This window comes from Streptomyces sp. WAC06614, assembly GCF_003949795.1.
Lineage (GTDB): Bacteria > Actinomycetota > Actinomycetes > Streptomycetales > Streptomycetaceae > Streptomyces.
In genome coordinates this window covers 1-10353 of record NZ_RPRY01000253.1, presented here as the reverse complement: position 1 = coordinate 10353, position 10353 = coordinate 1, and the positions used below count along the sequence as shown (strand labels likewise).

Below are 10353 nucleotides of genomic sequence, written 5' to 3'. Positions count from 1 at the left end.
GTGTAAAGGAGACGGCTGGTGGGCGGGGCGGCCGGGTCACCGCGGCCGCCACGCCCACCAGCCCGAACCCGGCCGCCACCGCGGCCCCGGCCCGGGGCCGGCGGACGGCCAGCACCCCGGCCGCCGCTGCGATCCCCGCGAGCAGCACCAGGATCCCGACGGTCAGGACCAGCTTGTCGGCGGTCCCGAACTCCCGGACCGCCCAGTCCTTCACCGCGTGCGGGGTGGCGTCCACCACCACCGCGCCCACCGCCGTGACCGGGGCGGACTCCGGGCGGACCGCCGCCGCCGCGAGCTGCGCCGCGCACACACCGGCGAAGCCGGCGGTCAGCCCGGCGACCACCCCGCGCGGGACGTCACCCGACCCCCGCCCGCCGGTCCCGCCGCCGCCCGATCCTCCCGGGCCCATGCCCCACCACCGCCTTCCCGCCGCTGCCGGGCGTTCCACGCCTCCCAGCGTGACACCAGGGCCCCGCGCCCGGGGCAGGCCCGGCCGGGGCCCGCCGAAATCAGTCCTGCCGCAGCGCCGCCGCGATCTCCGTCGCCACGGCGTACGGGTCACCGCTCGGCCGGGTCGTGTGCCGGGTGGTCCGCCGCGCCCACTCCTCCTCGAAGGCGTGCCAGTCCGTCTCCTTCGGCGCGGTCCCGGTCCGCAGCGCCTCCTCCAGGCCCGCGAAGTACGTCTGCCAGCGCCGGGCGTACAGCTCCTCGATCAGACCCGCCCATTCCCGGTTGGCGTAGTCGTGCAGGAATCCGCCCTCGCTGGTGCTGCGCCGGCCCCACACGCTGAGCAGGGACCGGGCGTCGTACTCGTACCGGTCCCGCTCGGCCCGGTCACCGCCCCACGAGCGGGCCGCCGCCAGCCAGCGGCCCAGCAGGAAGTTCGGGTCGGAGCCGGTGATCCGGGCCAGCATCCGCTCCCCGGCCGCCCAGCGACCGGTCAGCTCCCGCAGCCGGGCCAGGTCCTTGGCCTCGTACGCGCCCCTGATCCGCGGCAGCAGCACCCGCGAGTGGTTGGCCAGGGCCTGCCGCGCGGTGTCCACCAGGTCGAAGCGGTACGCACTGGAGCCGCGCAGCGCCGGGTCCACCCGCAGCAGCTGCTCCAGCGCCCGGCGCACCGAGTCCGCCGGGTACCGCAGGGACCGCGGGCTCCAGTGGGCCGCCCCCGTGGCGGTCAGGCTCGGCCGGGCGGTGAACAGGCTGTCGTGCGACTCCGACCACAGCCCCGAGGACGTGCTGTACGGGCCCTTGCGCAGCTCCTCCCAGGCGGCGGCCGCGGCCGGGTCCGGGCGCCCGTAGCGGCGGGCCGCGAACCGCTCGAACCACGCCTTCTGGTCGATCGGCCCCGGCTCCCACGCCAGATCGGTGAACAGGTCGAAGCCGGCCGGATTGGTGCCGGTGGCCTCCGGCAGGTAGGCGATCCCGCGCAGCGCGCTCCCGGGCTTGGACCGCCAGGCCGCGAAGCGGTCGAGCCACACGGAGGTGTTGGCGCCGATCGTGGTGTGCCCGCCGAAGTTGTAGATCGTGCCGATCGCGTACGGCGCCCCGCCCCACGCGGTCTCGCGGTCGAGCCGGTTGTAGCGGTCCGACAGCCCGTCGAGGACCAGCAGCTTCGAGGTGTCCACCCCGGCCAGCAGCTCCGGCGTCGGGTCGTCCTGCCAGCCCAGCACCGCCCACAGGGCCCCCGGACGGGCGGCGTGCAGGGCGGCCTGCACCGCACCGGCCGCCGCCTTCACGTCGACCGTGCCGGTCAGCCCGCCCTCGTGCAGGGGGCTCATCCGGTACATGGTGCTGTCCCCGAACAGGGCCCGTTGCTCGGCGTAGTAGGCGGCGGCCAGCTCGCCGAAGGCCGGCGACAGCGGATCCAGCCAGTCGGGCCGGTCGAAGCCCGCCCAGTCGCCCTGCGCCACCACGGTCGACCCGGGCCGGCGGGTGGCGAAGCCCGGCGGCACGGTGCCGAAGTAGCCGGGCAGCACCGGCGTCATGCCCAGGCCGCGCAGCTGGTCCGCGATCCGCCGGCCGATCTCGGCCCGTCCCGCCATCAGCCGCTCGGTGACCGGACCGCCGAAGCCACTGAGGTTCTGCAGCAGCCACCAGCTCTGGTGACCGGGCGCCGGGATCCATGCACGCAGCTCGGCCGGGGAGTAGCCGAACCGCTGCAACGCGCGGTAGTACGGGTACTCGGCGCCGACCTGCACGAACACCTCGTTGATGCCGTGCAGCGCCAGCAGGTCGATCTGCCGCCGGTGCTCCTCGAAGGAGCGGTACGGGCCGGAGTAGCCGTCGTCGGTGTCGTTGAGGGCGTACCGGTGCGGCACCAGCGCACTGCGGGTCACCGGCGCGGGCACCGCCGGCAGGACCTCGGGCAGCAGGTCCAGGCTGTCACCGGGCCAGCCGATGTCCGCTCCGGCCACGTGCTGGAGGTACCAGCCGACGCCGGTCAGCAGGGTCGCCCCGGTGCTGCCCCGGACCGTGATCCTGCCCGCCGTCCCGGAGACCGCGAAGGCGTCGGCGGCCCCGGACGCGGCCGCGTCCGGCGGCGCCGCAACCAGGGTGAACTGGTCCGCGTGCCGCGGCAGCAGACGCTCCAGCGCCTCGCGCGCCGGTGTCACGTCGAACTCCCGCGCGGGCGCCCGTACGCCGGCCGGGCCGGGGACCGGGTGCGGGGGCAGGTACGCGCCGGGCGGCGCGGGCGGGGCGGCGTACGACTCCGCGCGCGCCCCGCCCGGCGCCGCGCCCAGGCACACCAGGGTCAGCAGCGCGGCGGGCAGGGCGACGGTGGCCCGGCGCACCCGGTTGGTTCGGTTCTTCCAGGTCATCCGGCTCGTCCACGTCCTCCCGGTCGTCCGTGCCGTCAGACCGGCAGGGCCCAGGCCTGGTTGACCTGGTGGTCGACGCAGGGCGCCAGCCGGAGCCGGGCGGCCGAGCCGTCGGCGGCCGGGGGAGTGGCGGGTGCCTCCAGGCACGCTCCGGCGGTCTCCTCGACCAGGGCCCCGTCCCGCCGGGCGGCCCAGCGCTGGCCGTCCTGGCCCTCGGCGCACGCGGCCAGCTCGACCGCCCCGCCGGCGCCGGCCGACAGGCACGCACCGTCCAGTCGTACGGTGCCGTCGTCGCCCAGGACCCAGCGCTGGTCGCTGCCGCCCGTGCACGGCGAGAGCACCACGGCGCCGACCCCGGTGGTGTTCTGCCCGTCGGCGCACCTCATGCCGTCACCGGTGAGCTGCCCCGTGGGCACCGGCTCGGCGCAGCCCTGCGGGGACAGCCGCCACACCGCGGTCTCGTGCGGGCCGACCTTGGCCGTCAGGGTGTCGGCGACCTCGGAGGAGGCACCCGTCCACAGGTCACGGGCCGTCACCCGGCAGGAGCGCAGCCCGATGTCGGCGAGCGGCACCGCCACGTCGCGGGCGGTGGCGGAGCGGTTGAGGACGGCGACGGCCCGGTCGCCGCCGTCGAGCGGCCGGACCAGGACGTCGTGGGTGCCGTCGGAGGACACCACGGCGGCCTGGCGGCCCATCGGGTCCTGGTCGAGCGCGATCAGGTCGGTGTTGCCGAGCGCGGCGAGGCCGGCCGGGCTGAGCCGGGAGACGTCGGAGGAGAGGATGAACGGCGCCGCCATCATGGCCCACAGCGCGACCTGGCTGCGGCTCTCGGCCTCGGTCAGCCCGGGCGCTCCGGCGATCAGGAAGTCGGGGTCGTTCCAGTTGCCGGGGCCGGCGTAGCGGGTGAGCCAGCGGTTGTAGCCGTAGTTGCCGAGGACCGAGCTCCAGCGGGAGGCCGTGGGCGCGCTCGCCTTGTAGACCTTGATGTCCTTCCCCTCACGCCAGAGCTGCCCCGTCCGTCCCACCCAGCCCAGCACCCTGTGCCAGTCCGAGCCGCCCCACTCGCCCTGCTGGAAGTACGCGGGGGCGGACGCGGAGAGCACCATGGGGCGGCCGGTGGCGCGCAGGGCCTCGGCGACCGCCTCGTACGCCGCCCGGTAGGCCTGTTCCTTGGTCCGGCCCGGCGGCACCCACAGGTTGCAGCCGTCCATCTTGACGTAGTCGACCTTCCAGGACGCGAACAGCCGGGCGTCCTGGGCGAAATGGTCCCGGCCGCCGCCGTCGGGCGTCCCACTGCCGGGGTACTTCTCGCAGGTCAGGTAGCCGGCGTCCTCGTAGATGCCGAACTTCAGCCCCTTGGCGTGCAGGTACTCCCCGAGCCAGGCCATGCCGTGCGGGAACTTGGCCCGGTCGACCACCAGGTCGCCCCGGGCGTCGCGCTGCTTCTCCATCCAGCAGTCGTCGACCGTCACGGTGTCGTAGCCCTTCGCGGCGAGCCCGGTGGACACCAGGGCGTCGGCGTTGGACACGACCTTCTGCTCGTCGATGTCGCACATGTAGTGCGCCCAGTTGTTCCAGCCCATGGGCGGGGTGAGGGCGAGGGGGACGTCGGAGGTGGCGTTCGGCTCGGCCACCGCGGACGGGGCGGCGGCCAGGGACACGGCGAGCAGGGCGGACGCGGTCAGGCAGGGAAGCGCGCGCAGGCGGAGCGGCACGGAGGACTCCTTGGCGGGGGAGGGCGTACGCAGGTGTGGCTCAGTGCATCCGGGTGGCTACCCGCTGTCAACGAACGCAGACGCCTACCGTCCCGCGATCATCACTATGGGTGCAGGGGCCGCTGCCCGGGCCGGGTGGGCCAGGGCGCACTCCCGTGCCCGGGCGCAAGGTCGATACAGTGGCAGATACGCCGTCTGATACGGTGTATCACATGCCCCGCCGATCCGACGCCCTGGACCGGGCCACTCCCGAGGCCGTCGCTGCGGCCGCCCTGCGGATCCTCGACGAGGAAGGGCCCGCCGCCCTCAGCTTCCGGGCCCTCGCCGACCGGCTCGGGGTCTCCCACGCCACCGTCCAGCGCCGCTGCACCGACCTCGCCGGCCTTCTCGACCTGTGCACCGAGCACCTCGCCGCCCGACTGCCCGAGGTGCCCGCCGGCACCGACTGGGCCGAGGCCGCCGAGCTGCGGTTCACCGCGCTCTACCGGCTCCTCGTCGCCCACCCCGGGCTGCTCGTGCTGCGCGGCGGCCGGCCCTGGCTCGGCCGGCAGCTGCTGGCCCGGCTGGTCGAGCCCGCCCTCGCCGACAGCGTCGCCGCGGGGATGACCCCGGCCGCGGCCATGACCGCGTACCGCCGGATGTACCTGCTCACCCTCGGCAGCGCCGCCTTCGTCGACCACCGCGACCCGGCCGGCGCGCGCGAGACCAGCCGGGCCGCGCTCGCCGCCCTCGACCCGGAGGCCTTCCCGGTCCTCGGCGGGCACACGGCCGAGGTCCTGCCGCCCCTGACCGACCACGAGGTGTACTACGGCGCCCTGCGCCAGCTGATCGCGGCGGCCCGCCCGGCCACCGCCTGACCCACGGGAGCACGTCATGGAACAGCGGCCCGACCAGCAGCGCCGCCCGCACGCCGACCACCGGCCCGGCCACCGGCCGGGCCCGCAGGCCGACCGGCAGCTCGGTGGGCCGCTCGACGCCGGCGCCGTACGCGCCGCGGCCGGCCGGATCGCCGGACGCGTCCGCACCGCGGCCGTGGTCCCCGCCGCCGACGGGCTCTGGTACGCGCTGGAACACCTCCAGCACACCGGCTCCTTCAAGGCCCGCGGCGCCGTCAACTTCCTCGCCGCCCACCACGACGCCGGAGCCCTGCCCGCCGCGGGCGTCACCATCGCCTCCGGCGGCAACGCCGGTCTCGCCTGCGCCTGGGCGGCCCGCACGCACGGCGTCCCCGCCACCGTCTTCGTGCCCACCACCGCCCCCCGGGTCAAGGTCGAACGGCTGCGCGCGTACGGCGCCCAGGTGCGGCTCGTCGGCCAGCGGTACGCCGAGGCGCTGGCCGCCTGCCAGGAGTTCGCGGCCACCAGCGGTGCGCTCAGCAGCCACGCCTACGACCACCCGCTCGTCGCGGCCGGCGCCGGCACCCTGCTGGAGGAGATCCGGACCGGACTGCCGGGCGTGGACACCGTGGTGGTCGCGGTGGGCGGCGGCGGGCTGTTCGCCGGCGTGGCCACCGCCGCGCGCGAGCACGGCATCCGGGTGGTCGCGGCCGAGCCCGAGAACTGCCGGGCCCTGCACGCCGCCCTGGCGGCCGACCGGCCGGTCGACGTCACCGTCGACTCGGTGGCCGCCGACTCCCTCGGCGCCACCCGGGTCTCGGCCGACGCCCTGGCCGCCGCCCGCCACCGGGACGTCACCTCGGTCCTGGTCCCGGACACGGCCGTCACCGAGGCCCGGCGCGCCCTGTGGCAGGAGCACCGGATCGTCGTCGAGGCCGGGGCCGCGACCGCGCTGGCCGCCGTGCGCGGGGCCGGGGCGCCGCTGGGGAAGCGGGTCGCGGTCGTGCTGTGCGGGGCGAACACCGACCCGTCCGACCTGTAGGCGCCGGCGGCGCCGGCCTCGGGCACGACGATCGTCGCGCCGGCCGACGACTTTGGAGGACGGCGCCCGGCCGCCCCCTCCTGCGAAGGTCTGATCGTCAGTTGATGGGACCGCAGCAGGGCACGGAGGAACAGGGCGATGGCGCAGCGCAAGGGATGCTTGATCGGGTGCGGGGTGGCGCTGGTGCTGTTCATCGGCCTGGTCGCGGTCGTGCTGTTCGGCTTCGGCAAGGTCCTGGACCTCGCGGAGAAGACCCTGGTCGACCCGTCCGTCTACGAGGCGGTGCAGGTCGGCGACCCGGAGAGCGCCGTCAGGGACCGGCTGCCTTCGGGGGAGAGCTTCGTCAAGGAGGCCCTCAAGGACGGCGGCCCGGCGCAGCCCGCCGGATCGGCCTGCTCCTGGTTCCTGTCCAGCGCCGACCCCAAGGGCGGCGAGGAGACGGTGTTCCGGTTCTGCTTCAAGGACGGCAAGCTCGCCGAGAAGGTCCAGTACGCGATGAAGTGAGGAAGTAACGCGCAGCAGGACGAGTAAAGCGCATTAGTGCGGGCATTCCGGAACCGTCGATAAGAAGTCAACCTGCCCCTGACGGCGACACCCCGCACGGAATCGGCAAATGCCCGCGGGAGGCTGCCTACTAAAGCGCATCAGCGCAGGCAGCCCCCCTGCCCCACACCCCGTCCGGCGCCGCTCGCGGCCCGGCCGGGGTGAATTGCCGTGGCAGCACTGTCGGCCACCACGGACCGCGCCGCATTGACGCACTCCGGAAGGACGTACAGCCTGGGCCCCGCTCTTTCGGCGGCGCGGACGAAACTCCCGGAGGCGGCTGGCATGACACCTTCGCACCTGACCCGGACCGGCATCGCCCTGCTCGTGGCGGCCGTCCTGGCCACCGCCCCCGGCTGCGGGGTCGGCGGGGGACCGGGCGCGGTGGAGGACGCGCAGCGCACCGGCCGGGTCGCCGGGACCATCACCTTCCGCACCCTCCAGCTCAAGCCCACCTACACCGGGTACGTGCAGGGCGTCATCGACGCCTTCGAGGAGAAGTACCCGGACGTGAAGGTGGTCTGGGAGGACGTCCCCGGCGACGGCTACAACGAGAAACTCGTCGCCGACGCCCAGGCCGGCGCCCTCCCCGACGTCGTCAACCTCTCCACCGACTCCTTCCAGCTCCTCGGCGACCGCGGCATGCTCGCCGACGTCGCCCGGCTCGATCCGGAGGCCGCCCGCTCCTACGTCCCCGGCGCGTGGGAGCAGTTCACCCTGCCCGGCAAGGGCCGGGGCGTCTTCGCCTACCCCTGGTACGTGACCCCGGAGATCCTCACGTACAACAAGGAGCTCTTCGCCGAGGCCGGACTCGACCCCTCCAGGCCGCCCACCACCGTGGACCAGTTCTTCGACCACGCCGAGCAGATCGCGGCCCGCTCCGGCGGCCGGTACGCCGCGTTCATGGCGGACCCCAAGGGCCGCCTGCCCGGCGACTGGCAGAAGATGGGCATCCGGCTCCTCGACGACGAGCGCAAGGCGTTCACCTTCGACACCGAACGGGCCGTCGGCTGGGTGACCCGGATGAAGGACCTCTACGCGAAGGGCGCGATGCCCAAGGAATCCCTCCTGAAGGCCGACGACGTCAACCAGCTCTACGGCAGCCGCAAACTCGTCTTCGGCCCCGGCTCGCCCGGCTTCGTCAAGGACATCAAGCGCAACGCCCCCCAGGTCTACGCCGCCACCCAGGTCGCCGGGGCCGTCACGGGCACCCTCGGCCACATCGGCATCTACGCCCAGTCGCTCGGCATCAAACGGAACACCGCGCACCTGGACGCCGCCGCCGCGTTCGCCCAATGGGTCACCAACGGCCCCAACCAGGTCGCGTTCGCCCGCAAGGCCACCATCTACCCGTCGCACGCCGAAGGCCTGGCCGACCCCTACTTCTCCGACCGCGGCGACGGCACCGACGCCGAGACCGTGGCCCGGGCCGTCGGGGCCGAGCAGCTGCGCACCGCCCAGCTCGACGCCAACACCCCGGTGGAATGGACCAACCAGGTCGGTGACGCGGTCGTCCGCGAGGTGCAGAAGGCCATCACCGGGGAGCAGGACCCGCGCACGGCCGTACGGCGGGCCCAGGAGGAGGCCGACAAGCTGCTCGCCGCCGCGAACGCGGGCGGCAGGTGAGCCGGGCCCGGGGGCCGCTGCACCGCGCGACCGGGGCCCGGGGGCCGCTGCACCGCGCGGGGTGGACGCCGTACCTCTTCCTCGCGCCCGGCCTGGTGACCGTGACGCTGTTCAGCCTGTGGCCGTTCGTCAACACCGTCGTCCTGTCGCTCACCGACGCCCGGATCCTGCGCGGCGGCCGGTTCGTGGGCCTGGACAACTACGCACGGGCCCTGTCCGACGACGACTTCTGGCTCGCCACCGGCAACAGCGTGCTCTACCTGGTGGTCGTCGTCCCCCTGCTGGTGCTGCTGCCGCTCGCCCTCGCCGTGCTGGTCCAGGACAGGATCCCCGGCATCGGGCTGTTCCGCTCCGCGTACTACACCCCGGTCATCGCCTCCGCGGTGGTCGTCGGCCTGATCTGGCAGTGGGTGCTGCGCAGCGACGGACTGGTCAACACCGTCCTGCAGCGGCTGCGGGTGGTCGCGGAACCGGTCCCGTTCCTCACCGACAGCCGGCTGCTGCTGTGCTCCGCGATGCTGGTGACCGTGTGGAAGGGCCTCGGCTACTACATGGTGTTCTACCTCGCGGCCCTGGGGAACGTCCCCGCCTCCCTCCACGAGGCTGCCGCCCTGGACGGCGCCGGGGCCGTCCGCCGCTTCTTCAGCATCACGATCCCGCAGGTCAAACCCATGATGCTGCTGGTCGGCACGCTCTCCGCGGTCTCGGCCCTGCGGGTGTTCACCGAGATCTACATCCTGGGCGGGGAGAGCGGTGGCCCGGGCGGCGGTGCCCGCACCCTGCCGTTCCTGATCCGCCAGGTCGGCCTCGGCTTCGCCGGCGAGACCGGCTACGCCGCGGCGATCTCCGTCCTGCTGTTCCTCCTCACGCTGGTCTTCAGCCTGCTGGGGCGGCGGCTGTCGCAGGGGGACGACGCATGAGCGCGGCCCGGCGGCGCAGCCGCGCCGCACCGGCCGCCCGCTACCTCGCACTGCTGCTGGTGCTCGTCGTCATGGTCGGACCGGTGGCCTGGCAGTTCGCGACCTCGTTGCGCGGGCGGACCGAGAACGTCTACGCCGGTCTGCTGCCGGCCCGGCCCACCTTCGACAACTACCTGCGCGTCGCGGAGTCCTTCCCGCTGCTCCAGTACGTCGGCAACACGCTGGTCGTCGCCGCCCTCGCCGTCACCTCCAACGTGGTGTGCGCGGCGACGGGCGGCTACGCCCTGTCCCGGACCGGCTGGCGGGGCCGGACGGCGGTGTTCACCGTGCTGGTGGCGAGCCTGATGTTCCCGTTCGAGTCCGTGATGGTCTCGATGTTCCTGATCGTGCGCGGTATGGGTCTGGTGGACACGCTGGTCGGCGTCTGGCTGCCCGGAGCGGTCTCCGTCCTCAACCTCATGATCATGCGGGCGGCGTTCCTCGCCGTCCCCCGGGAGCTGGAGGAGGCCGCCGTCCTGGACGGGGCCGGCGAGTGGACCCGCTTCACCCGGGTCTTCCTGCCCGGCGCCAAGGGCGCCCTCGCCGTGGTCTGCATCACCAGTTTCATGGGCGCCTGGGACGACTTCCTGTGGCCGCTGCTGGTGCTCACCGGCAGCGAGCACTACACCCTGCAACTCGGGCTGAAGACCCTGGCCGGCACCACCACCGTCACCGACCAGCGGATCGTCGCGGCCGGCGCCATGACCGCCCTGCTGCCGATGGTGATCCTCTTCCTCGCCCTCCATCGTTACTTCTTCAAGGGGGTCGGCGAGGGCGCCGTGAAGCTCTGAACCCACCCGACCGCACCGCACC

General features: G+C 74.2%; 8 protein-coding genes and 1 pseudogene. 6 read left to right on the top strand and 3 right to left on the bottom strand.

Going from position 1 to position 10353, the window contains the following annotated elements; genetic code table 11:
• From EF918_RS26530 to EF918_RS26520, 3 genes and pseudogenes are all read right to left on the bottom strand, one after another.
• Nucleotides 1–409, bottom strand: a pseudogene (locus EF918_RS26530) (hypothetical protein); the annotation flags it as partial.
• Between the two features lie 100 nt (nucleotides 410–509).
• Nucleotides 510–2819, bottom strand: a complete 2310-nt coding sequence (locus EF918_RS26525; RefSeq protein ID WP_125651268.1) for an alpha-N-acetylglucosaminidase — start codon at nucleotides 2817–2819, stop codon at nucleotides 510–512.
• Between the two features lie 35 nt (nucleotides 2820–2854).
• Complete coding sequence (locus EF918_RS26520) at nucleotides 2855–4534, bottom strand: ricin-type beta-trefoil lectin domain protein (protein ID WP_260610698.1); 1680 nt, start codon at nucleotides 4532–4534, stop codon at nucleotides 2855–2857.
• 212 nt (nucleotides 4535–4746) lie between these two features.
• On the opposite strand from EF918_RS26520, the gene EF918_RS26515 reads away from it, so the two are divergent.
• From EF918_RS26515 to EF918_RS26490, 6 genes are all read left to right on the top strand, one after another.
• Nucleotides 4747–5391, top strand: a complete 645-nt coding sequence (locus EF918_RS26515) for a TetR/AcrR family transcriptional regulator (RefSeq protein ID WP_125651266.1) — start codon at nucleotides 4747–4749, stop codon at nucleotides 5389–5391.
• A 16-nt stretch (nucleotides 5392–5407) separates the two neighbouring features.
• A complete protein-coding gene (locus EF918_RS26510; protein ID WP_125651264.1) occupies nucleotides 5408–6412 on the top strand; it encodes a serine/threonine dehydratase in 1005 nt (334 codons plus the stop codon).
• 138 nt (nucleotides 6413–6550) lie between these two features.
• Complete coding sequence (locus tag EF918_RS26505; protein ID WP_125651262.1) at nucleotides 6551–6916, top strand: hypothetical protein; 366 nt, start codon at nucleotides 6551–6553, stop codon at nucleotides 6914–6916.
• A gap of 324 nt (nucleotides 6917–7240) precedes the next feature.
• Nucleotides 7241–8581 carry a sugar ABC transporter substrate-binding protein gene (locus EF918_RS26500; RefSeq protein ID WP_125651260.1) on the top strand — a complete coding sequence of 447 codons (1341 nt, stop codon included), beginning with the start codon at nucleotides 7241–7243 and terminating at the stop codon, nucleotides 8579–8581.
• On the top strand, nucleotides 8578–9501 hold the full coding sequence (locus EF918_RS26495; protein ID WP_125651258.1) for a carbohydrate ABC transporter permease: 924 nt from the start codon (nucleotides 8578–8580) through the stop codon (nucleotides 9499–9501). Before EF918_RS26500 ends, EF918_RS26495 begins: the two co-directional genes overlap by 4 nt.
• Nucleotides 9498–10331, top strand: coding sequence for a carbohydrate ABC transporter permease (locus EF918_RS26490; protein ID WP_125651256.1), 834 nt, complete (start codon nucleotides 9498–9500; stop codon nucleotides 10329–10331). Before EF918_RS26495 ends, EF918_RS26490 begins: the two co-directional genes overlap by 4 nt.
• Nucleotides 10332–10353 lie beyond the last annotated feature (22 nt).

What these genes read in the sequence shown, in the direction of transcription:
- EF918_RS26525 (WP_125651268.1), bottom strand. Translation starts at nt 2,819, where the DNA reads ATGACCTGGAAGAACCGAACCAACCGGGTGCGCCGGGCCACCGTCGCC.
- EF918_RS26515 (WP_125651266.1), top strand. Translation starts at nt 4,747, where the DNA reads ATGCCCCGCCGATCCGACGCCCTGGACCGGGCCACTCCCGAGGCCGTC.
- EF918_RS26510 (WP_125651264.1), top strand. Translation starts at nt 5,408, where the DNA reads ATGGAACAGCGGCCCGACCAGCAGCGCCGCCCGCACGCCGACCACCGG.
- EF918_RS26505 (WP_125651262.1), top strand. Translation starts at nt 6,551, where the DNA reads ATGGCGCAGCGCAAGGGATGCTTGATCGGGTGCGGGGTGGCGCTGGTG.
- EF918_RS26500 (WP_125651260.1), top strand. Translation starts at nt 7,241, where the DNA reads ATGACACCTTCGCACCTGACCCGGACCGGCATCGCCCTGCTCGTGGCG.
- EF918_RS26490 (WP_125651256.1), top strand. Translation starts at nt 9,498, where the DNA reads ATGAGCGCGGCCCGGCGGCGCAGCCGCGCCGCACCGGCCGCCCGCTAC.